At 65.2% G+C, this 26,326-nt stretch carries 27 protein-coding genes; 15 read left to right on the forward strand and 12 right to left on the reverse strand.

Annotated elements, in window-relative coordinates; all coding sequences use genetic code 11:
• Window positions 1–56 precede the first annotated feature (56 nt).
• Window positions 57–1,007: a YiiG family protein gene (locus tag FLL57_RS13430; RefSeq protein ID WP_185966142.1), complete on the forward strand. Its 951-nt coding sequence runs from the start codon at window positions 57–59 to the stop codon at window positions 1,005–1,007.
• A gap of 140 nt (window positions 1,008–1,147) precedes the next feature.
• Here the strand turns inward: FLL57_RS13430 and FLL57_RS13435 are convergent, their stop codons facing one another.
• A complete protein-coding gene (locus FLL57_RS13435; protein WP_142883141.1) occupies window positions 1,148–1,747 on the reverse strand; it encodes a hypothetical protein in 600 nt (199 codons plus the stop codon).
• 361 nt (window positions 1,748–2,108) lie between these two features.
• Here FLL57_RS13435 and FLL57_RS13440 point away from each other — a divergent pair, with 361 nt between their 5' ends.
• The 3 genes from FLL57_RS13440 (at window position 2,109) to FLL57_RS13450 (ending at window position 4,691) form a co-directional block, all read left to right on the forward strand.
• Window positions 2,109–3,188, forward strand: a complete 1,080-nt coding sequence (locus tag FLL57_RS13440) for a hypothetical protein (RefSeq protein WP_013501520.1) — start codon at window positions 2,109–2,111, stop codon at window positions 3,186–3,188.
• Window positions 3,189–3,275: 87 nt separating this feature from the next.
• Window positions 3,276–3,905, forward strand: coding sequence for a collagen-like protein (locus tag FLL57_RS13445; protein ID WP_142883142.1), 630 nt, complete (start codon window positions 3,276–3,278; stop codon window positions 3,903–3,905).
• Between the two features lie 156 nt (window positions 3,906–4,061).
• Window positions 4,062–4,691, forward strand: coding sequence for an SOUL family heme-binding protein (locus tag FLL57_RS13450; protein ID WP_142883143.1), 630 nt, complete (start codon window positions 4,062–4,064; stop codon window positions 4,689–4,691).
• A gap of 113 nt (window positions 4,692–4,804) precedes the next feature.
• Here the strand turns inward: FLL57_RS13450 and FLL57_RS13455 are convergent, their stop codons facing one another.
• Window positions 4,805–5,236: a DUF1501 domain-containing protein gene (locus FLL57_RS13455; protein ID WP_235677139.1), complete on the reverse strand. Its 432-nt coding sequence runs from the start codon at window positions 5,234–5,236 to the stop codon at window positions 4,805–4,807.
• Between the two features lie 368 nt (window positions 5,237–5,604).
• Here FLL57_RS13455 and FLL57_RS13460 point away from each other — a divergent pair, with 368 nt between their 5' ends.
• Together FLL57_RS13460 and FLL57_RS13465 are read left to right on the forward strand one after the other, a co-directional pair.
• Window positions 5,605–7,308 (forward strand): methyl-accepting chemotaxis protein, encoded by a 1,704-nt coding sequence (locus FLL57_RS13460; protein ID WP_013501517.1) that lies wholly within the window; start codon window positions 5,605–5,607, stop codon window positions 7,306–7,308.
• A gap of 139 nt (window positions 7,309–7,447) precedes the next feature.
• Window positions 7,448–7,990 carry a hypothetical protein gene (locus FLL57_RS13465; RefSeq protein WP_013501516.1) on the forward strand — a complete coding sequence of 181 codons (543 nt, stop codon included), beginning with the start codon at window positions 7,448–7,450 and terminating at the stop codon, window positions 7,988–7,990.
• 40 nt (window positions 7,991–8,030) lie between these two features.
• Here FLL57_RS13465 and bfr read toward each other — a convergent pair whose 3' ends face one another.
• Both bfr and FLL57_RS13475 read right to left on the reverse strand, forming a co-directional pair.
• On the reverse strand, window positions 8,031–8,510 hold the full coding sequence (gene bfr, locus FLL57_RS13470) for a bacterioferritin (protein ID WP_013501515.1): 480 nt from the start codon (window positions 8,508–8,510) through the stop codon (window positions 8,031–8,033).
• A 130-nt stretch (window positions 8,511–8,640) separates the two neighbouring features.
• Complete coding sequence (locus FLL57_RS13475; RefSeq protein WP_013501514.1) at window positions 8,641–8,841, reverse strand: (2Fe-2S)-binding protein; 201 nt, start codon at window positions 8,839–8,841, stop codon at window positions 8,641–8,643.
• A 376-nt stretch (window positions 8,842–9,217) separates the two neighbouring features.
• Here FLL57_RS13475 and FLL57_RS13480 point away from each other — a divergent pair, with 376 nt between their 5' ends.
• On the forward strand, window positions 9,218–9,562 hold the full coding sequence (locus tag FLL57_RS13480; RefSeq protein WP_047309742.1) for a hypothetical protein: 345 nt from the start codon (window positions 9,218–9,220) through the stop codon (window positions 9,560–9,562).
• Window positions 9,563–9,783: 221 nt separating this feature from the next.
• On the forward strand, window positions 9,784–10,068 hold the full coding sequence (locus FLL57_RS13485; RefSeq protein WP_142883144.1) for a hypothetical protein: 285 nt from the start codon (window positions 9,784–9,786) through the stop codon (window positions 10,066–10,068).
• Window positions 10,069–10,143: 75 nt separating this feature from the next.
• On the opposite strand, the gene FLL57_RS13490 is transcribed toward FLL57_RS13485, so the two are convergent.
• The 3 genes from FLL57_RS13490 to tam form a co-directional block, all read right to left on the reverse strand.
• A complete protein-coding gene (locus FLL57_RS13490) occupies window positions 10,144–11,334 on the reverse strand; it encodes a lytic murein transglycosylase (protein WP_047309771.1) in 1,191 nt (396 codons plus the stop codon).
• 53 nt (window positions 11,335–11,387) lie between these two features.
• Entirely contained in the window at window positions 11,388–11,978 is a 591-nt protein-coding gene (locus tag FLL57_RS13495) for a TIGR00645 family protein (RefSeq protein ID WP_013501510.1), read from the reverse strand.
• A gap of 176 nt (window positions 11,979–12,154) precedes the next feature.
• Window positions 12,155–12,925 carry a trans-aconitate 2-methyltransferase gene (tam, locus tag FLL57_RS13500; protein WP_142883145.1) on the reverse strand — a complete coding sequence of 257 codons (771 nt, stop codon included), beginning with the start codon at window positions 12,923–12,925 and terminating at the stop codon, window positions 12,155–12,157.
• A gap of 163 nt (window positions 12,926–13,088) precedes the next feature.
• Between tam and FLL57_RS13505 the strand changes: the two genes are divergently transcribed.
• Together FLL57_RS13505 and FLL57_RS13510 are read left to right on the forward strand one after the other, a co-directional pair.
• Window positions 13,089–13,343 (forward strand): AbrB/MazE/SpoVT family DNA-binding domain-containing protein, encoded by a 255-nt coding sequence (locus FLL57_RS13505; RefSeq protein WP_013501508.1) that lies wholly within the window; start codon window positions 13,089–13,091, stop codon window positions 13,341–13,343.
• Window positions 13,340–13,738 (forward strand): type II toxin-antitoxin system VapC family toxin, encoded by a 399-nt coding sequence (locus FLL57_RS13510; RefSeq protein ID WP_013501507.1) that lies wholly within the window; start codon window positions 13,340–13,342, stop codon window positions 13,736–13,738. The genes FLL57_RS13505 and FLL57_RS13510 overlap by 4 nt, the downstream gene beginning before the upstream one ends.
• A 10-nt stretch (window positions 13,739–13,748) precedes the next feature.
• On the opposite strand, the gene ettA is transcribed toward FLL57_RS13510, so the two are convergent.
• Entirely contained in the window at window positions 13,749–15,398 is a 1,650-nt protein-coding gene (ettA, locus tag FLL57_RS13515) for an energy-dependent translational throttle protein EttA (protein WP_047309747.1), read from the reverse strand.
• Window positions 15,399–15,605: 207 nt separating this feature from the next.
• Between ettA and FLL57_RS13520 the strand changes: the two genes are divergently transcribed.
• Window positions 15,606–17,897, forward strand: coding sequence for a P-loop NTPase fold protein (locus FLL57_RS13520; RefSeq protein WP_210244230.1), 2,292 nt, complete (start codon window positions 15,606–15,608; stop codon window positions 17,895–17,897).
• Window positions 17,898–18,063: 166 nt separating this feature from the next.
• Window positions 18,064–18,267, forward strand: coding sequence for a hypothetical protein (locus FLL57_RS13525; protein WP_013501504.1), 204 nt, complete (start codon window positions 18,064–18,066; stop codon window positions 18,265–18,267).
• 86 nt (window positions 18,268–18,353) lie between these two features.
• On the opposite strand, the gene FLL57_RS13530 is transcribed toward FLL57_RS13525, so the two are convergent.
• Window positions 18,354–19,520 carry a L,D-transpeptidase gene (locus FLL57_RS13530; protein ID WP_041807142.1) on the reverse strand — a complete coding sequence of 389 codons (1,167 nt, stop codon included), beginning with the start codon at window positions 19,518–19,520 and terminating at the stop codon, window positions 18,354–18,356.
• Between the two features lie 420 nt (window positions 19,521–19,940).
• Between FLL57_RS13530 and FLL57_RS23340 the strand changes: the two genes are divergently transcribed.
• Entirely contained in the window at window positions 19,941–20,891 is a 951-nt protein-coding gene (locus FLL57_RS23340; protein ID WP_185966143.1) for a hypothetical protein, read from the forward strand.
• Between the two features lie 9 nt (window positions 20,892–20,900).
• On the opposite strand, the gene sseA is transcribed toward FLL57_RS23340, so the two are convergent.
• The 3 genes from sseA to FLL57_RS13550 form a co-directional block, all read right to left on the reverse strand.
• On the reverse strand, window positions 20,901–21,758 hold the full coding sequence (gene sseA, locus FLL57_RS13540; RefSeq protein ID WP_047309750.1) for a 3-mercaptopyruvate sulfurtransferase: 858 nt from the start codon (window positions 21,756–21,758) through the stop codon (window positions 20,901–20,903).
• A gap of 192 nt (window positions 21,759–21,950) precedes the next feature.
• On the reverse strand, window positions 21,951–22,361 hold the full coding sequence (locus FLL57_RS13545) for a rhodanese-like domain-containing protein (RefSeq protein WP_142883147.1): 411 nt from the start codon (window positions 22,359–22,361) through the stop codon (window positions 21,951–21,953).
• Between the two features lie 142 nt (window positions 22,362–22,503).
• Window positions 22,504–23,679: a vWA domain-containing protein gene (locus FLL57_RS13550; protein WP_142883148.1), complete on the reverse strand. Its 1,176-nt coding sequence runs from the start codon at window positions 23,677–23,679 to the stop codon at window positions 22,504–22,506.
• Between the two features lie 167 nt (window positions 23,680–23,846).
• Between FLL57_RS13550 and FLL57_RS13555 the strand changes: the two genes are divergently transcribed.
• The gene (locus tag FLL57_RS13555; RefSeq protein ID WP_142883149.1) at window positions 23,847–25,784 is read left to right on the forward strand and encodes a sensor domain-containing diguanylate cyclase; all 1,938 of its coding nucleotides are present in this window, start codon (window positions 23,847–23,849) and stop codon (window positions 25,782–25,784) included.
• Window positions 25,785–25,971: 187 nt separating this feature from the next.
• A complete protein-coding gene (locus tag FLL57_RS13560; RefSeq protein WP_013501497.1) occupies window positions 25,972–26,226 on the forward strand; it encodes a GlsB/YeaQ/YmgE family stress response membrane protein in 255 nt (84 codons plus the stop codon).
• Window positions 26,227–26,326 lie beyond the last annotated feature (100 nt).

A 26,326-nucleotide genomic window follows, 5' to 3' on the forward strand; every position in this document is an offset into this window, starting at 1 on the left:
ACTCGCGGCGACAACGAACCGCGACGCTGCACGAATACGACCAAAGGGAGAATCGAATGGCTGCCACCCGCCGATCCGGCGTCAGACTGCTCGTCGGCGGTCTGATGTGTCTTGTCGTCGTGGCACCCTCGCTCGCGGCCGAAACTCCGAACTCGTCCGACCTTCTCACCGAAAAGCTCAATGCCTATATCGGCTGCCTCAATCGGCTGTCGGCGCGCGCGTTCGATTCCCGCTCACGCTATTTTTCCTGGGCCGCCAAGACCGGACCGACCGGCAAGGAACGGATCGTCTACGGCACCTACACGATCTACGACACCAAGGACTGCCGCGCCGTCGTCGAGAAGGCGAACGCGATCGAGCCGCACGAACCCGACCTCGAAGCCGCCGCTTCTGCCTACGCGGACGCGGTCGGCAAGCTCGAGCCGCTGCTGAAGGAGACCGACGACTACTACACGCAGGAGAACTACAAGGACGACAAGATGGCAAAGGGCAAAGCCCTGCATCCCCGTCTGGTCGCCGCCTGGGACGCGTTCGCGGATGCCGACCGCAAATTGCGCGGGGGCGTCGAAATCATCAAGGACCGTCAGTCCGCCGAGAAGCTGGCTGCGATCGAACGCAACGAAGGCCGCAAGGCGCGCTACCAGATCGAAGCGACCATGATCGACGCCAAGCGCGTGGTTCGCGCGGCCGACGCCGAAAAGCCAGATCTGGCGGCGCTGACAGCGGCCATCGACGCCTATGGGAAGACCGTGGCGGCGAACGAGGCTTTCACCGAGGGCGAGCGAAACGCCAGGATCGGTTCGATGTTCATGTCGAACGCCAAGTCCTTTCTCGTCACCGCCAAGCAACTGATGCGCCGCCATCGCGACAAGACGCCGTATTCGAGCGGCGAGAAGATGATGCTGAGCAACGCCGGCTCGGGATGGATGGTGGAAGGCTCGCCGCCGCGCCTGCTGCGCGACTACAATCAGCTCGTCGACACCTACAATCGCGGGCCGGGTTTCTGAGAGGCCGACCGGGGCGCGGTCAGTTCATCAGGTTTCCTGGACGATACGGCGCGAGGCCGAACTGAATCGGTGAAGCCCCGCGCCGCATGCGATCGGCGCTAGTGCGACGGATGCGGCCGCCGCATCCGTCATCGGCACGCTCAGCGATGTCCGGCGCGACCGCGGCCGACCGCCACCAGCGACATGTAGCAGTTCACCTGCATGCCGAGCTGGAAGCCGCCGCTATCCGGCGTGAACAGATACTCCTGACAGCGTCCGCCCTTGATCGGAATCCGGTAGTCGTAGACCAGCAGTCCGGTGTTCAGCGTGCGATACACCACGACGCTGGCCGCGCGGGCGTTCGGCATGCCGTACTTCGCCTTGACCTGCTGGAATCCAGCCTGGATGTCGTAGGTGATTGCGTGGTTGGAGAATTGCGCAACGCCGATCCAAGGCGGCATCTGCCGCTGGCCGAGGTTCTGCAGGACGCCGTTGAAGTGAACGATCAGACTGTTGGGCGATCCGCTCCACTGGCCGTTGATCAGGTAGAAATCGTCGAACAGGTTGACATTGGCCTGCGGTATCTTCGCCGCACTCTGCGCCGCGAGGTTGAGGACGAAGCGACTCTGCGACAGCGGCTCGAGATCGGCCGTCCTGAAGAAGATCGTAAGAGCCGGATACGGCAGGGACAGTTGTGCACGCGCCGGCGATGCCGCCGCCAGCAGGATTGCGAGAACGCCGAATACCAGAGCTTTACGCATGGTCATTCTCCATGTGCGGTTGCAAATGCACGGGAACGGACCATAGTTGAGAATTCTTGCTACGCAACCCACGCGAGAATACTAGTCGGTCGGCACAGCGCGGCTCGCGAGCGGTCAAAGGGCAGCTCGACCGGAACCAGCCCGGCAGGATTGCCGATCTCGACCGGCGATCGGCGGCTGCGGGGCCGCGCCGCACGATCGCATCGCCCTTGATGCAACTCAAACGCAGCTTGACGACGCGAAGACGCGACCATCGTCGAGGTCGGTTCGATGGGTAAAACCCTGCCATTTTACGGGGGCCCGCTTCCGGCGCGGCAGAATTGACGATAGGTTGAGCCAATAGGTTTCCGAGGATTAAGCGGTGCTGCGCAAAGCTTTCATGAAAGTGTTTTCGGCCCATCCGGTCGAGACCATCGCCGCCTGCACCGGTCTGTTCATGATCGTGCTCGGTTTCGCGCTCGGCACCCAATCGGGCTGGATCTGGTTCTGGGGTCAGGTGTCGGCGATCTTCGGCGCCAGCCTCGCCACGATGGCGGTGGTGTGGACGCTGCGCCAGCGCGCCGCCGAAGCGCGAATGGCCGCCAATCTCGACGTGCTTGCGCGCCAGCTCGAGACCTCGATCAGCCAGATCCACAAATCGGTGAAGGGCGGCCGCGACGAGTCGATTCCCGCCGCCGTGTACTTGGCGCAGATCGAGCAGTGCATAGACAATCTGATCGGCGTCACCCACGAGCTCGGCGAGATCACCGGCCGGCAACTGCCGTTCGACGTGATCGAGATGCTGACCGCACGTGATACGCTGCAGATCGAAGCGCGGATCACCGACGGCCGCACGCCCGAGCGCAAGCTGGTCACCGAGACCGAGAACTGCCCGGCCTGCAAGAAGCAGGTCGAATTCCAGGTCGGCAGCCTGCCGGGCGACAGCGCCAAGCCGACCTGCCCGCATTGCGGCCAGCGCTTCCATGCCCACCGCTCGACCAGCGGCAACATCTTCCTGCGGATGCCGGGCGCCTCGCAGTTCACCCGCGCGGTGTCGGTCAACTGCCCGGTGTGCGCCAGCAAGATTCCGGCGAACATCGATCAAGGCAAACAGCATTCGGAGACGCGCTACTGCTTCTCCTGCGGCGCCAAGGTGTCGATCGATCCGCTCGGCCAGCAATGCACGCTGCTCAGCAAGCAGGATCGCCTGCCCGGCCATCTAAACGGCGCCGGCACGCTGATCTGCGAGACGTGCAACGAGCCGGTGATCACGCTGACCTCGAACAGCGCCGGCACATACGGCATCTGCCGCAAGGACGACGGCCTGGTGTTCTCCGCCGCGGCCGGCACGGCGCAACCGGCCGCCGCCGGGTCGAAATCCACCGCGACCTCACCGTCGTCCGCAACCGCGACAAAACCGGCGCCGAGCGACGCGGTCGCGCGCAGCGACGCCGCCGAATAGCGTCGAGGCAGCATCAGGCTGCGGAATTGAAGCCGTCACGCAAGCTCTGGTAAAGTCGCCCGATCAGGAATCGTTTGGGGGCGTTGCGTGGCTGACGAAGAAACCACTCGCCGCGGACGTCCGGGGCCGCAGGGGCCGCGCGGACGTCCCGGCGAACCGGGCCGACCGGGACCACAAGGACATCCGGGCCGCCCCGGCCCCGAGGGCCCGCGCGGCAAGCCGGGTCCGGTCGGCAAACCCGGTCCGCAAGGCAAGGCCGGCCCGCAAGGCAAACCAGGTACTCCCGGCAAGGCTGGACCAGCAGGGAAACCTGGTCCCGACGGCAAGCCGGGTCCAATCGGCCCGCAAGGGCCGCGCGGCGAGCAAGGCCCCCGCGGCGAACAAGGTGTTCGTGGCGAGCAAGGGCCGCGCGGCGAACAGGGCCCGCGCGGTGAGCCCGGCCCCGCCGGCGCGCTGCCCTCGATCGAGCAGGTGATGCCCTGGCTGCACCTGATCTTCGACGCTTACGAAGACTACAAGGCGCAGCGGGCCCGCGAGGCGCGTGAACTGGAAGAGCGGATCGCCGCCGAGGCGCTCGAACAGGCGGCCCGAGAAGCCGCCGCGCGTGAGGTCGCCGCTGCGATCGAGGCGGCTAATGCCGAGGCCGAGATCGCGTCGGGCGACGACACGAGCGGCGACGGCGGCAAGAAAAAGAAGAAGCGCAAGCACAAGGACTGATCGGCGGCGACCGCGATGTCCTCAGCGCGCGGCACGGCCGGTGTTGCAATGCCACCGGCCACGTCGCGATACGCGGCCGATCAGACACAAAACCTTGCCGATCGCCGTGCAATGATTAGCTGACGCCGAGCAGCATCGAGCGGCGGAGACGGCGGAATGGCCTCGGCGATCTGGTACTACATGGTTCTGGCCGTCGAATCCGTCCTAGGCGTGGTCGGCCTGCGGCTGTACGAGGAACCCGCCTACACCGTGCTCGACCGGCCGGCCGAGACGATCGAGGTCCGCCGCTACGCGCCACGCCTTGCCGCCGAGGTCGATCTCGAACGCAACGGCAATGCCGACAGCCAGGCCTTCACGCTGTTGTTCAACTACATCGCCGGGGCCAATCGCGACGCTTCGGGCAGGTCGGAGCGTGTCGCAATGACAGTGCCGGTCGACGTCGCACGCTCCTCCAGGATCGCCATGACCACGCCGGTCGAAACCGCGACGCAGGGACGAATGACGCGGATGAGATTCTTCTTTCCGGCGGCGTACACCGCCGACACGGCGCCGAAGCCGGACGATGCGCGGGTGCAGATCGTCACCGTGCCGGAACAGACCATCGCGACACTGCGCTTCTCCGGCACCGGCCGCGACTTGCGCGAGCGCGAGCAGCAACTGATCAGCGCGCTCGCCAATACGCAGTGGCAGCCGGTCAGCGCGCCCTACGGACTGTTCTACGATGCGCCGTTCACGCTTCCCTTCGTCCGCCGCAACGAGGCGGCGGTGGAAGTCGCGAAGCGCTGATCACACAAAGCCGAGATCGGCCGCCCGCACGCCAGCGAAGACCCGTTGCAGCGCTGCGGCATCCAGCCGGTAGATTTATTGTACCAGACCGGCGAACAGCGCGCGATAGTCGGTCAGCACCGGATAGTCCCGGTTCTGAAACAGCGACAGCTCGATCTGCTCACCGGCAATGCGCCCGCCATTGAGCCGCCGCCCACCACCCAGTAGACACTGCCATGGTCGTGATCGGTGCCACGGTCGCCGTTCTCGCGAAACGTCCGGCCGAATTCGGAGATCACCACCACCACGCTGTCGCGCCACGCCGACGGCCCGATCCCCTCACGGAAGCCCGCGAGTGCGTGACCGAGTTCGCCGAGGCGGTCGGCGAGATAGCCGGTCGCTGCGCCCTGATTGACGTGGGTGTCCCAGCCCCGACATCGACGAAGCCGAGGTTGAAACCGCTCACGCATCAGCCGCCCGATCCGCCGTGCCGACAGCTCGAAGCCGCGCGGCGACACCGCGCCGCGGTTGGCCGCGGTCATCTCGTCGGCGATCGACTTCGCCACCTCGCACGCGGAAGCCTTCGGCGACTGCGGAAGCGAGCTTGGTCCTGGCGTATATCTGCTTGATCAGTTCGGCTTGGCGATCATCGACTCCGGGCTTGCCGACATTGCCGAGCGCAGCGGGGGCTCTGCGGTAGCCGGTCACCAAAGCGGCAGCATCCGGACAACTACGTAAGGTATCTCACGACGCGCTTTACGACGCATCTGCCTGAATACAGGTAACTATTTGCCGCGCAAGGTAATTCCAGATTTCCAATGTTAACCGTGATTTCACGGGGGCGGCGTACTGCTGCGGGCGATGCGCTTTGGCGCACCCAGGATTTCTGCGCGGCCCAAAGAAGGTGAACCGCCCCAACCCGAAGGTTCTCGACATGAGACTCAACAGTATCGGAATGAAGCTCGGCCTCGCGAGCCTGACCAGCATCGCCCTGTCGCTCGGCATGGCAGCCAATCAGTTGACCACGGAGCGGTCGATCAACGCAGTCAACGCCCGTGCCGACGCGCAGCAGATGGTCGCCGATCGTGGGCTCGAAGCCAACGTCGCGTTGCGTGGAATGCAGCTCGCCGCCGCCGAGCTTCGCCTCGCCACCACCCCGGCTCAGGTCGACACTGCCCTCACGGGTCTGCGCGGGGCCCGCGAGACGGTCGACCGCCAGATCGGCGTCGCGGTAGCCCAGATCGCCGATGGCGCCGACAAGGAACGACTACGATCGATCGGCACGTTAGCAGCCAACTACGATGGCGCGATGACACAGGCCGGTGCAGCGATCAAATCGGTGCAGAGCGGAGCCGGCAGCGACGCCGACAAGACCAAGCGCGATCAGTTGATCGCCCAGGCGCAATCGATGGCAACGCAGGCGCTCGGCCTGATGCGCGAGGCGATCGATCGCGCCGAACACTCCGCCAAATCCACCAAGACCCAGGCCGCCGACGAGTTGTCGAGCGCCAATCGGATCAACTTCGCGCTCGGCATGTTGGTGATGATGTCGCTGGTGATCTCGATGGTGTTCACCTTCTTCGGGATCTCGCGGCCGTTGATGCTGCTGAACGGCGCGCTCGGCAAGATGGCGGGCGGCCAGCTCGACGTCGAGATCCCGGGCGCGGCGCGCGGCGACGAGATCGGCGACATCGCCAAGACCGTGGTGGTGATCCGCGAGAACGCCGATCACCGGGCTCGCGAGGAAACCGAGCAGAAGGCGCACCAGGACGAGATCGCTGCGATGCAGCGCAAGCAGGAAATGCAGAAGCTCGCCGACGCCTTCGAGGGCGCGGTCGGCCGGATCGTCGAAGCAGTGTCCAGCGCCTCGACCGAACTCGAAGCCTCCGCCAGCAAGCTGGCGCACACCGCGGAGGAAGCGGAGAAACTGACGGCGGCGGTGGCCGGCGCGTCGGAAATCGCCACCAGCAACGTGCAGTCGGTCGCCTCCGCCACCGAAGAGATGGCGTCGTCGATCCACGAGATCAGCCGTCAGGTGCAGGACTCGTCGCGGATCGCCAGCTCGGCGGTGCAGCAGGCCAACAAGACCAACGATCGCATCAATCAGCTCGCCACCGCGGCGCAGCGGATCGGCGACGTCGTCGACCTGATCAACACCATTGCCGGCCAGACCAACCTGCTGGCGCTCAACGCCACGATCGAGGCGGCGCGCGCCGGTGAAGCCGGCCGCGGGTTTGCGGTGGTCGCGGCGGAAGTGAAGGCGCTCGCCGAACAGACCGCGAAAGCGACCGACGAAATCAGCCAGCAGATTTCCGGCATGCAGGCGGCGACCGAGGAGTCGGTGTCGGCCATCAAGGAGATCGGCACAACGATCAGTCAGATGTCCGAGATCTCGTCGGCGATCGCCTCTGCGGTCGAGCAGCAGGGCTCGGCCACGCAGGAGATCTCGCGCAACGTCCAGCAGGCGGCGCAGGGAACCATGCAGGTCAGCGCCAACATCACCGATGTTGAGCGCGGCGCTGCCGAGACCGGCCAGTCGTCGTCGCAGGTGCTGGCCGCGGCGCGGTCGCTGTCCAGCGACAGCAGCCAGCTCAAGACCGAAGTCGCGCGTTTCCTCAGTTCGGTGCGCGCAGCGTAGTTCGCCCCCACTCTCTTCGGAACGAACACGGCCCGGCTTCACGCGAAGCCGGGCCGTTCTTACGTCTGCCGCCGTGGTTCAATCTTGCGTCACGCACGCATTGGTTGCATGATTGTGATCACGGCCGGGGGAGGTTGCGGTGCGGGTTGCGAGTTGCGTGATCGCCGTGGTGCTGGCCGGATGCGTCAGCAATGGATCAATCAAGTCCGGCAGTTGGCGGATCGATCAGCAGCCGGACCTGATCACCGGGATGCCGGTGGCGGGAGCTTTCACCTTGACCACGCGTGCCTCGAACAGCACCGATCCGCTGATGGCAGCCCCGGCAACGCTGCAGCTCACCTGCTTCGAGAACCGGCCGATCGCCAAGGTCAATTTCGGCTTCAAGATCGGCAGCGATCGCAACACCAGCCTCGGCTACCGGTTCGACGACAAGCCGGGGCGCGACAGCGTCGAATCGCGGGTGCTACTCGGCTTGCGGGTGATTGTGATCGAAGACGCCGCACCGCTGCAGCAGTTCATTGCCGACCTGCACGGGTCGAATCAACTCGTGGTGCGGATCAGATCGCTGAATGCCGGCACCAGCACGGCCGTCTTCAAGGTCGACGGCTCGGACGCGGCGATCGAGGCAGCCTACAAGGACTGCCCTTTGCCGCCGGCGCGGGACCCGCGCCGGACGACGTGAGGGAGGCCGCCCACCGAATGGAGGCAGCCCGACTTCGCGATCAGTGATCGAGCTCGCCGATGTGGTGCTGCTGATACAGTTCGACGCCGATCCGGCCGACCAGCTCAAGCTGGGTCTCGAGGAAGTCGATGTGACCTTCCTCGTCCTTCATCAGTTCTTCGAACAGATCGCGCGACACGTAGTCCTTGACGCTGTGGCAGTAGGTCGCCGCCTCCTGATACAGCGTGCGTGCGTCGATTTCGGCCTGCAGATCGGCCTCCAGCACTTCTTTGATGTTCTGGCCGATCCGCAGCGGATCGAGCACCTGCATGTTCGGAAAACCGTCGAGGAAAAGGATGCGGTCGGTGAACTTGTCGGCGTGGACCATCTCCTCGATCGACTCCTTGCGCCAGACCTTGGCGAGGTCCTTGAGGCCCCAGTTATCGAGCAGCCGATAGTGCAGCCAGTACTGATTGATCGCCGTCAGCTCGCTGCGCAGACCGCGGTTGAGATATTCGATGACCTTGGCATCGCCCTTCATGATTGTTCCGTCACTCCTGCAATCGGAGGGCCGCCGAAGCGACCGCTTTAGAATTAGAATAATTCTAGATCACACTGCGGGTGAAATGCAATCCCGATCGTGGGCCGGAGCAGAGGTATCAGTGAACGGATTAGGAACCGGTGTGACGATGATCGGCGCCGCACAGCGCTTCGTTCATGATGTTCTTGATGGTGTGCATGCAGCGACCACACTTGCGGCTGCAGCCGAGGCAGCGATGCACCTCGCCAGGGCTCCGAGCAGGCCCCCCTTCGGAGTGCATCGTGGCGCGGACATCGTGGTCACTGAGGACGTTGCAAGAACAAACGATCATCGGTCTCAATCCAGCAGGTCACAGCTTTCGAATAGTGAGTTGCACTCGCTGAAGCAAAAGGAAAACGTGCAAATTCAAGCTATTCCAATCTGCAATAGGCAGCTTGATTTTCGTCAACGGTCTCACGTCGTCCCCACCCTTTCGCAGGCGGAACGCGCTCTCGTCGTCTCCCCTGCCCCAACCGATCCGAGCGCGGCGGGAAAGCTGCAAGCGAAACGCGGAAAGCCCGGCACCATCGGCCGGAACCGACCATGGCAGCACTGCGGCGGCCGCATTCATGGTTCGTTCAATCGATTGGTGAAAGCTTGAGGCTCTGGACCACAGCGGGTCGCGCCCGCGCCCCATTCGGTCCGGCAGTCGATCGAAAGGTGATGCCATGAACAAGTCGATGATGGCGTTGGCCGCGGCCGCCACGCTGGCGGTTTCGGCCGTTGGATCAGCGGCGCCGGCACAGGCGCACGACGGCTTCGGCGCGGGAATCGCCGCCGGCCTGATCGGTGGAGCGCTCATCGGCGGCGCGCTGTCCTCGCCGTATTACGGCCCCGGCGGCTATTATTACGGTGGTGGGTACGGCTACGGGTACGGACCGCGCTACTACGGTTACGCGCCGGCTCCGGCCTATGTGGTGTCGCCCGGCTACTACGGCGGCTGCTACTGGCAGCGGCAGCGGTTCTGGGACGGTTATGGCTGGCGAATCCGCCGGATCCGCGTCTGCGACTGACGGTGAACCTTTTACCGCAGCGCTCGACCAAACATCAGCCTCGACGCCCGGATTCCGGGCGTCGACGGTATCGCCCGAAAAACACCGTTTTTGCGCGACACTGATCCGCCAGCCGATACGCGACAATTGACGACATTGCGCTTTTTTGATGCTGTGCCGTCGGGGAATACCGGTTCGTTCAACAGCGCCTGGCGCGGCGCGATCCCAGGAGAGCCTCTCAAATGAAGAAGACTGTCACCGTCCTGATTGCGGCCGCGACCATCGCCGGTTCGCTGGTCAGCATCGCCCCGGCCGCGAAGGCCGATGGCGGCCGGATCGCTGCCGGCGTTGCGGGCGGCCTGATCGGCGGCGCCCTGCTCGGCGGCGCCATTGCCGCCAGCCGCCCCGCCTATGCCGCCCCCGCGCCGGTCTATGTCGAAGAGCCCGACTGCCGCTGGGCTCGCGAGCGCTTCTGGGACGACTACGCTGGCGTGTGGCGCTCGCGTCGCGTCCGCGTTTGCGATTGATCGACGCGCGGGACGCCGCATCCTGCGAAGAATTCCGGAACCCGGCCGAGCGATCGGCCGGGTTTTCGTTTGGGCTCAGCGCGCCGCTTCGATCGACCTGAGCACCGCTTCGCTCGGCCAGCAATCCAGCTTCAGTCCGGCTCGCTTCTGATAGGCACCGAGCGCCGCGCGGGTCAGCATCCCGGCCTTGCCGTCGATCTTGTCGGCATACAGGCCGAGTCTGCTCAGCCCGCGCTGCATCGCCTCGACGTCCCGGGTGCGGAGCTGCTTCGAGGCCGACCATGGCGTCGCGAACGGGCGCGGATCGGTGATCCGGTCCGCGAGATGGCCGACGAACAGCACGTACAGATCGGAAAAATTGTACTGCTTGATCACGAAGTAGTTGGCCGTGGTCAGAAATGCCGGACCGTAGATTCCTTCCGGTTGCAACAGCGATGCCGGCTCGGAGAGTTCGGCAGCGCTCAGACGGCCGCCACGCGCGAGCTGAAATCCTTCACGCAGCCACTGCCCGACCGGCTTGGTGACCTCCGGCACGCCCAACGTGCAATCGGCGCGCGCCGGCGCCTTGACCTCGTAGGCCCAGCGCACGCCCGGTTTCCAGCCCTTGTTGACGAGCTGTTGCGCGGCCGAGGCCAGCGCGTCCGGCACCGAGCGCCAGATATCGACCTTGCCGTCGCCGTCGAGATCGACGCCGTGCTTGTAGTACTCAGACGGCAGGAACTGGGTCAGGCCGGTCGCGCCGGCCCAGGACGACCGCATCCCCTCCCGCGTCACGACACCGTCGCTGATGATCTTCATCGCTTCGATCAGTTCGACTCGGTACTGATCCTTGCGGCGGCCGACATAGGCCTGCGTCGCCATAACCCGGACCGCGTCGTAAGGCAGCCGGTAGCGGCCGTAGTCCGTCTCGCGCCCCCAGATCGCCAGCACGACCGTAGAAGGAACGCCGAAACGCTGCTCGATCGCGGTCAATGTCGGGCGATATTGCCGCAACAGTTTGCGGCCGTGCACGGCCAGACTCTCGATCCGCGCTTCCTTCAGATAGTCGGCGGGCACCTGAACGAATTCGGCCTGGGACGGCGCGCCTGTCTTGGGCCGCCCAGGCAGGATCAGATCCGGCAGCTTGTAGTCCGGCTCCAGCCCGCGGGTGACCGCCTCGAAGGTCGCACGCGAGACACCGGCCTGCTGCGCCTCCGGCCAGAGCGAGGCGATGAACCGGTCGAAGCCGGCATCCGCAGCTCGCGCCGCGCTCACGCCGACGGCCATCGCGGCCGCCAGCGCGACGCCGAGCGCCAGCACGCCCGAACGCACCAGCCCGATCAATGTCCGGCGTGCGCCTTGGCTTCCTCGATCGCCAGATTGGAGATCCGGTCGACCCAGGCGATGCCGATCGCCGACAGGATGAAGACGGTGTGGATGATGGTCTGCCACATCACCCCGGTCTCGGTGTAACCGCCCACCCGGCCCGGCGCACCGATGTTGCCCGCCTCGATGAAGGTGCGCAGCAGATGGATCGACGAGATGCCGATGATCGCCATCGCCAGCTTGATCTTCAGCACGCTGGCATTGACGTGGCTGAGCCATTCCGGCTCGTCCGGATGGCCGCGCAGGCCGAGCCTCGACACGAAGGTCTCGTAACCGCCGACGATCACCATCACCAGGAGGTTCGAGATCATCACCACGTCGATCAGCCCCAGCACCGCGAGCATGATCTGCTGCTCGCTGAAGTCGAACGAGTGCTGGAACAGGTGCCACAGCTCCTTCAGGAACAGCACCACATAGATGCCCTGGGCGACGATCAGGCCGACATAAAGCGGCAGTTGCAGCCAACGTGATCCGAAGATCAACATCGGGATCGGGCGCAGCCCCAACCCCTTGGGCGGCAGCGGCGTCTCGGGTGTCATCGACATGAAGGAAAGCTCCGAACAGCAGGATAAGGCGATCAGTCAATTGGGAACTCGCTCCGATTCTGTCGAGACGCAGGGGAGCGGCGTTTAACCGCAGTTCATGACCATAAGCCGGACATCAAACGCAATACGAAACAGCACGCCTTGGCCGCGTCGCCCCCACGACGACAGCGGGGCAGCTATTTCACCGCGACGATGAAAATCCGCGGAAACCGCAACAGCACCTGACCGTCGCCCTGGGCCGGATAGGCCGCGGCAATCCGCGCCGTGTAGGCCGCCAGATAGGCTTTACGCTCCGGCAGATCGAGCGGATCGATGAACGGCCGCAGCCCTGTTCCCTTGACCCATTCGACGATCGCCTCCGGGCCATCGAGCGCGTGATTGTACACTGTGTGCCAGATCTCGAGCCGGCTACACAGCGGCTTCAGCGCATCGTAATACACGCCCGGTTTCGGCAGGCCGTCGCGGAGTTCGGCCGCCTTGGACAGCTGATGGCGCCACCGCTCCTGCAGCGCGACCTCGCGCATCAGGATGTGCGACGGCTCGTCGAGGTTGTCGGGCATCTGCATCGCGAGCACGCCGCCGTCGTCGAGCCCCGACAAGAGCCGCTTGAGTTGCTTCAGATGGTCCGGCACCCACTGGAACACCGCATTGGCGAACAACACCTCAGTACCAGGCGGCGCAGTCCAATGCGCCACATTGGCCTCGATGAACTTGTGATGCGGCAGCCGCTCGCGCGCCTGACGCAGCATGTCGGCCGAAGTATCGACGCCGATCACCGCGGCCTCCGGCCAGCGCTCGACCAGCAGAGCGGTCGAATTGCCCGGGCCGCAGCCGATGTCGGCGACCTTGCGCGGTGCCGTGGTCGGCACCTGCGCCAGCAGATCCCGCGCCGGCCGGGTCCGCTGGTCTTCGAATTTCAGATATTGCTCGGCATTCCAGTCGGCCATTCAGCGTCCCTTGCGCCCCCGAGTCTGCGAGGGGAAAGCTATTGATCGGGAAGGATTTTGCAAGCTGGACGACCGCCCAGAGAGGGCACTCAAAGAGCTCGATCGTTGACACGAAGACCGGTGGGTATTACCGTTCCCAAAAATGTAATACCGGAGCGGCTGCATGGGCACGACAGTTACGGTCAAAGGCCAGGTCACGCTGCCGAAGAAGGTTCGCGACGCCGCAGGCATCAAGCCGGGAGACAAAGTCGAGATCCGCAATACGGCGTCGGGCGGAATCTACATAGGAAAGAAAGAATCCGAAGGTGAGTACCTGAAGAAACTGCAGGCGATCGCGAAGCGCCATCCGATCCGCGGGAGCACGGACGACATCATGCGCGAGTTGCGCGGCAAGCCCGAGGATGACTACCGTAAGTGACGCTGATCGACACCAATATTCTAATCGACATCCTGTCCACTGATCCGATTTGGAAGCAGTGGTCGGCCTTGGCGCTCCATCGCCAGGGCCTGCATGGACCACTCTTGATCAACGAGATCGTCTATTCCGAACTGGCGAGCCGCTACGCCAATCAGCAGGCGCTCGATGCGGTCGTGAGCGAACTCGGCCTCGATTTCGAGTGGCTCCCCAAGTCAGCCCTGTATCTCGCCGGTCGGACCTTCAGCGACTATCGCCGCTCCGGTGGAAGCCGAACCAGTATCCTGGCCGATTTCTTCATCGGAGCCCACGCCGCGGCGGTGACGATTCCGATCCTGACGCGGGACGCCCGGCGCTACCGGACGTATTTCCCCGCCGTCGCATTGATTCACCCCTGACTGACGCGCCTCAGCGCGTCAGCTTCTTGTACTTGGCCCGGTGCGGGATGATGGCGTCCTGGCCGAGACGGCGCATCTTGTCCTTCTCGTAGTCCTGGAAGTTGCCTTCGAACCACTCGACATGGCTGTCGTCTTCAAACGCAAGGATATGCGTCGCGATACGGTCGAGGAACCAGCGGTCGTGGCTGATGATCACGGCGCAGCCGGCGAAATCCTCCAGCGCCTCTTCGAGCGCGCGCAGCGTGTCGACATCGAGGTCGTTGGTCGGTTCGTCGAGCAGCAGAACATTGGCGCCGCTCTTGAGCATCTTGGCGAGATGGACGCGGTTGCGCTCACCGCCGGACAGCGAGCCGACCTTCTTCTGCTGATCGCCGCCCTTGAAATTGAACGCCGAGCAATAGCCGCGGGAATTGACTTCCTTCTTGCCGAGCAGGATCAGCTCGTTGCCTTCCGAGATTTCCTCCCAGACGGTCTTCTTCGGATCGAGCGCATCGCGCGACTGATCGACATAGCCGAGCCGCACCGTCTCGCCGACCGTGATGGTGCCGGAATCCGGCTTCTCCTGCCCGGTGATCATCCGGAACAGCGTGGTCTTGCCGGCGCCGTTCGGTCCGATCACGCCGACGATGCCGCCCGGCGGCAGTTTGAAGGTGAGATCGTCGATCAGCAGGCGGTCGCCGAAGCCCTTGGTCAAGTGCTCGAAATCGACCACATTGTTGCCGAGCCGTTCCGCCACTGGAATGATGATCTGGGCGGTCTGGGTCTGCTTCTCCGAGGCCTTGGCGAGCAGTTCCTCGTAGCGCTGATAGCGCGCCTTGGATTTGGCCTGGCGTGCTTTCGGCGACGACGCGATCCACTCCTGCTCGCGCTCGAGGGTCTTCTGATGGGCCGCATCCTCGCGGCCTTCCTGCAGCAGCCGCTTCTGCTTCTGCACCAGCCAGGACGAGTAGTTGCCCTCGTAGGGAATGCCACGGCCGCGGTCGAGCTCGAGGATCCAGCTCGTGACGTTGTCGAGGAAGTAGCGATCGTGGGTGACGATCAGGATCGCACCAGGATAGTTGCGCAGATGGCTTTCCAGCCACGACACGCTCTCGGCGTCGAGATGGTTGGTCGGTTCGTCGAGCAGGAGGAGATCGGGCTGGTCGAGCAACAGCTTGCACAGCGCGACGCGGCGGCGTTCGCCGCCCGACAGTTTGCTGACATCGGCGTCGTCCGGCGGGCAGCGCAGCGCGTCCATCGCCTGGTCGACCTTGCTGTCGAGATCCCACAGCCCCGCGGACTCGATCTGGTCCTGCAGCGCCGTCATTTCGTCGGCAGTCTCCTCGGAGTAGTTCATCGCCAGCTCGTTGTAGCGATCGAGGATCGCCTTCTGCTTGGCGACGCCCAGCATGACGTTCTCGCGCACGGTGAGCGCCGGATCGAGCTGCGGCTCCTGTTCGAGATAGCCGACGCGGGCGCCCTCGGCGACCCAGGCCTCGCCGGTATATTCCTTGTCGATCCCCGCCATGATCTTCAGCAGGGTCGATTTACCAGCGCCGTTGACGCCGAGCACGCCGATCTTGGCGTCCGGATAGAACGACAGATGGACGTTATCCAGCACCTTGCGGGTCGGATAGGCCTTGGTCAGACCCTGCATGAAATAGACGAACTGGCGAGCCATTTTGGCCTTGCAACCTTCACGAGCTTTGAGAGAGGATGCCTCTTCTAGCGAAACAAACCGCATTTCACAATCGACGATGCGGTTGCTGCGGGGCCGACAATGGTGGCCACAGAGCAGACGGAAGCTGGTGAGGCCACCTCCGATACAGTTCCGTCCAGTCGCGGCGATCCGCTCGACATCCGGGCCGATGTGAGGGCCTTCGCGCGGATGATCTGCCTCGAACAGGCGACGCCGCCGCTGTCGATCTGCCTGCTGGGCGAATGGGGGTCCGGCAAGTCGACCTTCATGGAAGGCATCCAGAGCGAGGTTAAACGACTCACCGCGCTGCCGCCCGAGGGCCACGCCTCCCCTGCACCGGCAGAGGACGACCCCAATTTCGTCGACGACATCGTCCAGATCCGGTTCAATGCCTGGCATTTCGCCGACGCCAATCTGTGGGCCAGCCTCACCGCGGTGTTCTTCGATCAGCTCCGCCGCGGCGGACATGACGGCGGCCGGCAGCGCGACTATCAGGAGCTGATCACCAAGGTCGCCGACAAGGTGAGAAGCCTGGAAGCGAGCGCCGCTCAGGCGGCCGGCAAGGTGGACGAGGCGAAGCGCAAACTGGAGACGGCAAACGCGGCCCTGACCGCCGCGGAGAAGCAGCTCGCCGCCAGCGAACTGGCGCTGGCTTGGGACCAGTTGCAGGCGGATTTCGAGACCATCCGCAACGACAATCAGGCCAAGCTGAAAGAGATCGGGCGCCGCGTCTATCGCGACGATCTCGCCGCAGACACCAAGACGTTCGCGGCCGCCGTCGCCGACGCAGCCTCGGCGCCGGGAAAGCTGGCCTTGATCGGACGCATCCTGATCGGCGGCGGCCCGGCCACCTGGCTCGGCATCGTCGCGATCTTGGCGATCGGATGGATCAGCGTCGTCCTGCCCGCATTCGACACGACCGATGCCGCGACCTTGTATCAGCGGATCGGCGCCTGGGGCGCTGGCACCTTCGCGGCGCTTGGTGCGCTGTGGCAGACGTTCAGGATGGCCAAGCCGATCATGGACGGCGCCTGGAAATACGCCAAGGCGGTCGAAGGCGCGCGCGAAAAGGCCGCCAAGGATCTCGAAACCAAACGCAAGCAAGCTGCAGAGGCCGCCGCCGCATTGACCGCCGCGGAGGCAGAACTCGCAACCTCCCGAGAGCCGCTGACCGGTTTCCTGCACGGCCAACCGGCGGACGCGCCCGCCACCATCCTGCGCTACTTCCTGTTCGAAGACAGCGACGTGCGCGACTACGACAAGCACGTCGGCATCGTCAGCCGGGCGCGGCGATCGTTCGAGCAGCTCGACGCCATCGTTGCCACCGCCCGGCTCGGCCGCAAGGCGGATGAGAAATCCCGGCAAGGTAAAAAGCTGTCCAAGGACGAAGCGGCGTTGCGCGACAAATGGCTGGCGACCGGCGATGGCAGCGGGCTGCGCGTGCCCGACCGCATCGTGCTGTATATCGACGATCTCGACCGCTGCACCCACGATCAGGTCTACGCGGTGCTGCAGGCGATTCACCTGCTGCTGTCGTTCGAACTGTTCGTCGTCGTGGTCGGAGTCGACGTCCGCTGGATCGAAGCGGCGATCGCGAGATCGTTCGACAAGGACGGCGCCGCCGGCAACGACGCGCCGCACGTCCCGAGCATCGCACGACGCAAGCAGGCGCTCGATTATCTGGAGAAGATCTTCCAGATCGCGTTCTGGCTGGAACGTCTGACGCCCGGCGACGGCACCGCCGAAGGCAGTTACGGCGCTTACGTACGGACGCTCCTGAAAGAGAACGAGCGCGCGACACCGGGTCCAAGCATCTTCAAGTCGGTGCTGGCGTCGACGTCGCTACGGCTGGACGCTGACTTTGCCCGGAAGCTCGCCATGGACGAGCTGGAAGCTCCTGACGGCACCGTGTGCCTGCCGGACGAGCCGTTGCCGGAGGAAGACGAGTTCGGCGCGGTGAGCGCGGCTCTGGCCTCGCTCAAACTGGAGAAGCAAGAGGTCGAGCTCTTGGCAAGCCCTCTGATCGGGGCGCTCGCCTGTCAATCACCGCGCGCCGTGAAGCGGCTGGTGAACATGTATCGGATCGTGCGGGCGCGGCTGTCCGACCGCGAGCTGGAGCAGTTCCTCGGCAGGTCGGACGGTCCGCCGCGCTACCCGATCGTCACGCTGCTGGCGGCGATCGAAACCGGACAGCCGCTCGAGCTGGCCGAGCTGTTCTACCCGGCGCTCGACGCTCTGCCGCGCGCGGCTTCACTCGCCGAAGCGCTGCCCGATGCGGCCTGCGACGAAGCCCAGACGCAGGCCGCATTCGGCGGCATGCGTGCAGGATACGATCTGCTGAAGCAGGCCATCGCGTTGGAGCCCGCACTGGCGACCGCGATCCGCACCCTCGACAAACAGCATCCGCAGGAATTCACGGTCGAGGTGTATTCGCAGATGGCCAGGCGGGTGCGCCGCTATTCGTTCAAGCGCTCCTACTAACGGCGCGCCCGATCCTCGTTAACACCTCGTTCAGCCTGTTCTCGCGCGATTCCGAGATGCGAACGATTCGAAGACAATTTTAACGACCTCGTCCAACACTCGTGGCTCACGGCGGTGACGGGTGCGCCGACGCGACGGCGCTGCACCGACCCACGGGGCGACAAGCATGGCAAGCCTCACCACGACCAACGAAGTACGTCACGAGCAGCAGGCCGCGCCCGACACCAGCGTGCTGGCCGAAATCCGGCTGTTCTGGCGGCAGTTCTTCGTCCAGGCGTTCGCGCCGTATCGGCCGGAACTGCACTATATGCGCGGTCCTGGTCCGGCGTGGCGGGCCAAGCACGCCCACAAGCCACCGCCGCGGGGCTGACAGCCGCCCCCTCTTCATCTCGGCAAAACGCCCGCCGATGGCTTGCACCGGCGGGCGTCGATTTCGTTGCAAAGAGCGCAGTTCGGTCAGCGGATCGTTACGGGCGCCGGCAGCGGCTGGACGGATGTCGGCTGTGCGCCCGGCAGCGGCGCCGGAGGCTGGGGCAACGACTGTCCGGTGGCCATGGTCCCGGCGGGTTGCGCCTGCGCGGTCGCGGTCGGCTTCGGCGGCGACCCCGGCATCACCACGACGCGGGTGCCGACCTTGGCGCGCTCGAACAGATCTTCAACGTCTTCGTTCAGCATGCCGATGCAGCCGGAGGACACGAACTTGCCGATCGTCGACGGCTGGTTGGTGCCGTGAATGCGATAGACGGTCGAACCGAGATACATCGCCCGGGCGCCCATCGGATTGCCCGGACCACCGGCCATGAAGCGCGGCAGATAGGGCTGGCGTTCGATCATCTCGGCCGGCGGATGCCAGTCCGGCCACTCCGCCTTGCGGGTGATCTTCTGGACGCCGTTCCAGGTGAAGCCGTCGCGGCCGACGCGGACGCCGTAGCGGACCGCACGACCGTTGCCGAGCACGTAGTACAAATGGGTATTGGCGGTGTCGACCACGATGGTGCCGGCGGGCTCCTTGGTGGCGAAGTCGACCTCCTGTCGGCGCAGATTCGGCGGCAATTGCACGCTCTGGTCGGCATCCGGCTGCTCTTCCGGCGGCAACGCCGAGACTTGCAGCGGCCTGCCGTCGGCACCGAGCTGAGGCGATGGCGATGCGCCGCTGACACCGGCCGGCGGACGCACGCCATCGTTGCCGCGATCGGAATAGATCACCGCAGGCGGCCCCATCGGGCGGCCGTAACGCGGATCGTCCGGCGACATCACCGGACCTTGCGGTGCCGCGTTGGAATAGGCGGGCGGCGCCATCGGACGGCCGTAGCGCGGATCGTCAGGCGACATCACCGGCCCCTGCGGAGCCGCATTGGAATACATCGGCGCGGCCGGACGGCCATAGCGCGGATCGTCCGGCGAGAGCACGGGGCCGGGCGGCGGCAGCGTCGCGGAATGACGAGCGGCGGGCGCATCCTCGTCGTCGATGCTGTCGAAGTTCGGCAGCCCCGGACGATCCTCCCCGGCTTGCCCGACATAGGCGCCGGGGGTCGAGGGATAGTTCTGCGCGAGCGCGGCGGAAGTTCCCGCGGCGGCCATGGCGGCGGACGCCAGCAACGTCAGTAAGCGCTTGTTCATCATAACCCGTTTGTAAATCGGAGCCGCAACCGGACCGTTAACGGCGTCGGGATGCCGGAGGATCGCGGCGCATTCAAGACGATGCCGGCACAATCACGCGAATTTTGGCAATCTTTGCAGCGCACGAGCGCCTATGGCCGCGGAAAACTCGACAGGCGCGGTCGTCGGTCGCAGATTCGAGATTTCCGTTCGCTCCCGGCACACCTCGGAAAGCGTCCGCCAGCAACCATCGGCCGCACCCGCTGAATGATGTCCTGAGTCGTTTCGCGGCGCGTGATGCGACTCGTTTTGCGCTATTGTCGGATGGCTTTGATTCGCGGCAGGTTTTGTCGGCCGCGAAGCAGAATGTCGTAGTGGTCGCCGCGTTGGTGTTGGTCAAAAAGTGCCGTCGCGCTCGATGCGCGATGATGGAATGAATCCGAGATGCTTCCCGGTTTCCGGTTTCTGTTCGCGGCGATTACGCTTGCGGTTTCGTTGCTGGTGTTCGGCCTCGGCGCTGCCGCCCTGCTTCGGGCGACGCACGAGCAGTTCGTCAACGTGCATACGGTCCGGCCTGCGGCAATCACGCTGCTGGCACGGTCACCCGAGGCGCCGATGCCGAGCCTGAGCATGCTTCGGATCGATTCGCCGCCGCCCCCGGCAGTCATCGCACAGCCGGCAGCAATCGCGCCGCTCGCTGCGCAAGCGCCGATGCAAGCAGCTCCGGCCGAACCGGCGCCAGTTGCCATCGACTCAGCCTCACCGAGCAGCGGCAGCGCGAGCGCCACCCCGGAGACCGACTACCCTTCCCTCATCGCGCCGCTACAGCCCGACGCCCCTGCCATGCCCGAGGCCGCACCGCCGGCCGCGCTGACGCCGGAGGCGCAAGCGCCTGACACCTCGATCGCCATCCCCGCGACTCCGGAGACACAGGCGACCGTGACCGATGCGGCGAATCAGAACGGCCCGCAGGCCGGGGCGGAAGTGCCGTCCGCCGCGACGCCCGCCGCCGAGACCAGATCGGCCGCCGCCCCCGAGCCGGTCGCAGAGCCACTGCCCGAAGTGGAGCCTCTGACAGGGCCGATCCCCACCCCGCGGCGTGATCCACGCGTCAAGACCAGGACCGCGGCGACCGCCCCCGCCGCCAACGAGCCCGCGCCAGCCGCAGCCGCTTCGCCCGACATCGCTTCGCCCTCCAGCGCTTCGCCTGCCGCAAGTTCACCTGCCGCCGACACGCCCGATATCACCGGCTCGATCGGCGAAACGCTGCCATCGCCGGGCGCGACGCCGCTGCCGGTGGCACGGCCGAATCCCGAAACTCGTCGTCCTGCCAAGCAGCGTCGTCAGATCGTGCGGCGGCGGACCGTGCAGCCGCAATCCGATTCGGGTCTGTAAGCCAGCCGGTTACGGCGCGCCGGTGGCGATCGGCGGACCGTCCTGCAACCCCCATTCCGACCATGAGCCGTCGTAGAGCGCCGAGCCGCGCACGCCGAGCCGATAGAGCCCCAGCGTCAGCACCGCGGCGGACACGCCGGAGCCGCAGGTGGTGACCACCGGCAGCGCCAGATCGAGCCCCGCCCGTTCGAAGATCTGCCGCAGCTCGTCGAGCGGCTTCATGGTGCCGCTCGACGCATCGATCAGGTCGTTGTACGGCAGATTGCGGCTGCCCGGAATGTGGCCGGCGCGCAGGCCCGGACGCGGCTCAGCCACGCTGCCCTCGAACCGCGGCGCCGCGCGGGCGTCGATCACCTGCTCGGCACGGTGATCGAGATTGGCGACGAGCTGATCGCGGCTGCGGACGAACGACGCATCGAGCTTGGCGCTGAACCGGCCCGGCGCGATCGTCGGCTTGCCGGCTTCGGTCGGCCGGCCTTCCGCCATCCACTTCTTCAGCCCGCCGTCGAGAATGCGGATGTCGGCATGGCCGAACGACAGGAACATCCACCATGCCCGCGGCGCTGCCACCCAGCCGCCGGCATCGTAGGCGATCACGGTATCGCCGGACGAGATGCCGAGCGCCTCGACGTCGCGCGCGAACTGCTCGGCGGTCGGATACATATGCGGCAGCGGGCTGGTGTGATCGGACACCGCATCGACATCGAAGAACACCGCGCCCGGGATGTGCGCGGCGAGATAGTCCTCCGCCGGCAGCGGCAGCACGCCGGGCATCTTGAAGCTGGCGTCGATGATCTTGACGCTGGGATCGCCGAGACGATCAGCGAGCCAGTCGGTGGAGACCAGGGGATCGACTGTGGCAGTCATGAGATAACCTCGAGCAATCGACAAGACCAATCCAACCCGTCATTGCGAGGAAGCGCAGCGACGAAGCAAGCCAGCTCCGGCACGGAACCGGATTGCTTCGCTTCGCTCGCAATGGCGAGGAAAGCAAGCGAGGCGATGGTCAAGCCCGCGTGTGACCGCCGGAGACCAAAGTCTGATCGCAATGCGCCTCGGTCACTTCTTCTTCGGCACCCAGGCTTCGACCGGGCCGCCGGCGTCGCGCCAGGCGGCGAAGCCGCCCTCGATATGCGCGACCGGCTTCAGTCCCATGTCCTGCGCGGTCTTGGCGGCGAGCGCCGAGCGCAATCCGCCGGCGCAGTAGAACACGAATTTCTTGTCCTGCTGGAATTGCGGCTTGGCATAGGGGCTCTCGGGGTCGATCCAGAACTCCAGCATGCCGCGCGGACAGGAGAACGAACCCGGGATCCGCCCCTCCCGCTCGAGTTCGCGCGGATCGCGCAGGTCGACGATCAGCACGCCGGCATCGTTCTGTAGGGCGATAGCCTCGGCCGGCGTCAGCGTTTCGATCGCCGCATTGGCGTCGTCGAGCAGTGCCTTGATGCCGCGGGTGATGGTCTGGGACATGGTCGTTCCTCGTCAACTTCTTGTTTTATCGCCGGGTCATTCCAGGGCGCGCGAAGCGCGACCCCGGAACTCGCTATTTGGATCGAAGCGATTCTAGGTTCGCGAACTGGCGCTCGCGCCGCGGAATGACGCCTTCAAGTCCTCAGCGCACCAGCTCGCGCATCGCGCCTTCCAGTCCCTCGATCGTGATCGGATACATTCTCTGCGAGAACAGCCGGCGGATGATGGTGGTGCTCTCCGAATAGTCCCAGTGCCGCTGCGCCACCGGGTTAAGCCACACCGCGTGCGGATATGTGCGCAGCACCCGCTCCAGCCATACGTGTCCGGCCTCCTCGTTGACATGCTCGACCGAGCCGCCCGGAACCATGATCTCGTACGGACTCATCGAGGCGTCGCCGACGAACACGACTTTGTAGTCGTGCGGAAACTTGTGCAGCACGTCCCAGGTCGGGGTGCGATCGGTGAAGCGGCGCTTGTTCTGCTTCCACACGCCTTCGTACAGGCAGTTGTGGAAGTAAAAATATTCCATGTGCTTGAATTCGCTCTTGGCCGCCGAGAACAATTCCTCGACCTGAGCGACGTGGCTGTCCATCGAGCCGCCGATGTCGAAGAACACCAGCACCTTCACGGCGTTGCGGCGCTCGGGCCGCATGTGCACGTCGAGATAGCCGTGATTGGCGGTCTCGCGGATCGTGGTGTCGAGATCGAGTTCGTCCGGCGCGCCGGTGCGGGCGAACTTGCGCAAACGGCGTAGCGCGACCTTGATATTGCGGATGCCGAGCTCGACATTGCCGTCGAGATCCTTGAACTCGCGCTTGTCCCACACCTTCACGGCGCGCTGGTGGCGGCTTTTTTCCTGGCCGATCCGCACACCTTCCGGATTGTAACCCTCGGCGCCGAACGGCGAGGTTCCGGCTGTCCCGATCCACTTGTTGCCGCCCTGATGCCGCTTCTTCTGCTCCTCGAGGCGCTTCTTCAGCGTTTCCATGAGCTTGTCCCAGCCCATCGCCTCGATCTGCTTCTTCTCCTCCTCGCTGAGATATTTCTCGGCCAGCTTCTTCAGCCATTCGGCCGGAATCTCCGCCTTCTCCATTGCATCGAGCAGATTTTCCAGACCCTTGAAGGTCGCCCCGAACACCCGATCGAACTTGTCGAGATTGCGCTCGTCCTTCACCAGCGCGGCGCGCGACAGGTAATAGAAGTTCTCCACGCTCTGATCGGCGAGGTCGGCGTCGAGCGCCTCCATCAGCGTCAGATATTCGCGAAGCGTGACCGGAACCTGGGCGTCGCGCAGCGACGTGAAGAATTGAAGGAACATGAACGACAGATTGCCCGACCCTGCGGCCCCGTCAAGACGGAATACCTCCGTTGCGACTGTTGAAAACTCGGCGCCGAGATGCCGATAGGCACAAATCCGAGCAATGGAATTATGACTCAGTAAAGCATCCAAGGTGCAAGCACAGGCGCCTCACGAATGGCCTGTCGATGTCCCCTCGCCTTCCCCCGTCCCGAAGCTGGATCGGCCGCGTTTCCACCGCGACGCTGGTCGTCGCGATGTTCGTGGCGGCGCTCGCCGCCTGCGTGCTCGGGCTGGTGGTGTGGAAGGGCTACGACTCGCGCAAGATCGCGCTGGCGCAGAGTGAGACCGAGATACGGAATTTGGCGCATTCGCTCGCCGAGCACGCAACTCACACTTTTCAGGGCGCCGACGTCGTGCTCGACGATATCGTGTCGTTCCTGAAGTGGCGGCCGGATCCGGGGGAAGCCTTCAACCAGCGGCTGCACGCGCTCGCCGACAACCTGCCGCAGCTTTCCGACGTTGCGATCATCGACGCCGGTGGCGCAGTCGCCTACGCATCGGCCAGCCCGCTGCCGCTGCTGAACAACGCCGACCGCAGCTACTTCCGTCATCACCAGGACCACGCCGAACACAAGCTGCTGATCACCGGCCCGATCCAGTCGCGCACCTCGGGGCAAGAGGTTTTCGTCGTCAGCCGCCGGCTCGAAACCTCGAACGGACGTTTTGCCGGCGTCGTCGTCGCGACCATCGCCAGCGACTATTTCAGTTCGTTCTACAAAACGATCGATCTCGGCGTCGGCGGCAGCATCGGGCTGCTCCGCAGCGACGGCCGGCTGCTGATTCAATGGCCGTCGCTCCAGAGCGGCCGCGACATGTCGGAGGTGGCGCTGTTCCAGAGCCCGCTGCGCGACACCCCTGACGGTTATTACCTGACCGTTTCACCGTTCGACGGCCTCACGAAATACTTGGCATACCGACGGCTCGATCGCTATCCGCTGGTTGTGACGGTGGCGCGTACAGAGGATTCGGTGCTGGAGCGTTGGCGCGACGCCGTGGCGTCGGACGCGGCGGTCGCCACGGCGATGCTCGCTTGCGTGGTGCTGCTGGCAGCGGGTCTGGCAGCGCAGTTGCGCAGCCGCCAGGAGGTCCAGAACCTGCTGCGCGAGCGCGACGCCCACTACCGGCTGATCGACGCCAATATGGGTGACGTGATCGTCGTGACAGACCCCGGCGGCATCATGCGGTTCGTCTCGATGTCGGTCGAAACCGTGCTCGCTCTGCCCCCGGATCAACTGGTCGGCCGCTCATGGACCGAGCTGGTGCATGCCGATGACGTACCGGCCGTGCTGGCGGTGGGTGCGCGGCTGCGGGAATCGCCGGCGGGATTGTGCGCCGAGTTTCGGATGCGGCGCGCCGAAGGCGATCTGATCTGGCTCGAAGCGAACTTTGCCTACGCCAGAGGCGAGGATGGGCCGACCGACTGTGTCGTCGGCACACTGCGCGACATCACAAAGCGCAAGGCGATGGAGCAGGAGGTCAAGGCGCTCAATGCCCGCCTGGCGGAATTGGCGCGAACCGATGGCCTCACCGGCCTGCCCAACCGCCGGTCGCTCGACGGCTTCATCGATCGCACCGCCGCCTCCGCCACGACGATGGCGGTGCTGATGATCGATGTCGACGACTTCAAGGGCTTCAACGATCATTTCGGCCACCAGGGCGGCGACGACGCGCTGCGGCAGCTCGGCAATCTGTTCAGCAGCCTGGTGACCGGGATGCACGGTTTCGCCGCGCGCTATGGCGGCGAGGAGTTCACAATCGTGCTGCCCAGCGCGGACACTGCCGCCACGATGAGTTTCGCCGACAGTCTGCGAGCGTCGGTGCGCGGGCTCGCGGTGCGGAATCCGGCCTCGGCGCACGGATGCCTGACCGTCAGCATCGGCTTCGCCTGCGGCACCGCGCCGTTCGATTCCGCGCTGCTGCTGCGCGACGCCGACATCGCACTGTACGAAGCCAAGCGTCGCGGCCGCGACTGTTGCGTCGCCGCCACGGCGGCTGCTTTCGTCGCCGATGCCGCGCCGCTGCAACCGGAGCAGGAATCCGCCTCCGCCGACACGGCCTCATAGCTGCGCGGCCGATCTCGCGTCGAAGCACATCATCCTGCGATCAGCACGCGCACCCCGCGAGTTGCCGGGCCCCCCACGACTTGCCGGAGCCTGCAAAATCGGTAGCCTGACCCGCGGGATGCGCGCTAAAGTCGCGCCTGCCGCCGGGCTCACGACCTGCGGCATCGGAACAAACGCGAGGAGCGCAATGGGGATCGATTCCATTCTGGTCTGGCTTCTGGTCGGCGCGGTCGCCGGCTGGCTCGCCGGGCTGATCGTTCGCGGCGGCGGATTCGGACTGGTCGGCAATGTCGTGATCGGCATCGTCGGCGCCGTGGTTGCGGGCTGGCTGCTGCCGTTCCTCGGCGTCAATCTCGGGGTCGGAATTTTCCGCGCGATCATCAATTCCGCAATCGGCGCCGTGATCGTGCTGGTGCTGCTGGCGATGATCCGCAGAGCCTGATACCGACGCTGCTCGTTCTCGCGGTCGCGCCCTGCGGCCGCCCCCTCTCCTCCAACCAACACCAATCAACAACAACAACAACAACGGCGCGCGCGCCGGA

The sequence above is a fragment of the Rhodopseudomonas palustris genome, from assembly GCF_007005445.1.
Classification (GTDB): domain Bacteria; phylum Pseudomonadota; class Alphaproteobacteria; order Rhizobiales; family Xanthobacteraceae; genus Rhodopseudomonas; species Rhodopseudomonas palustris_G.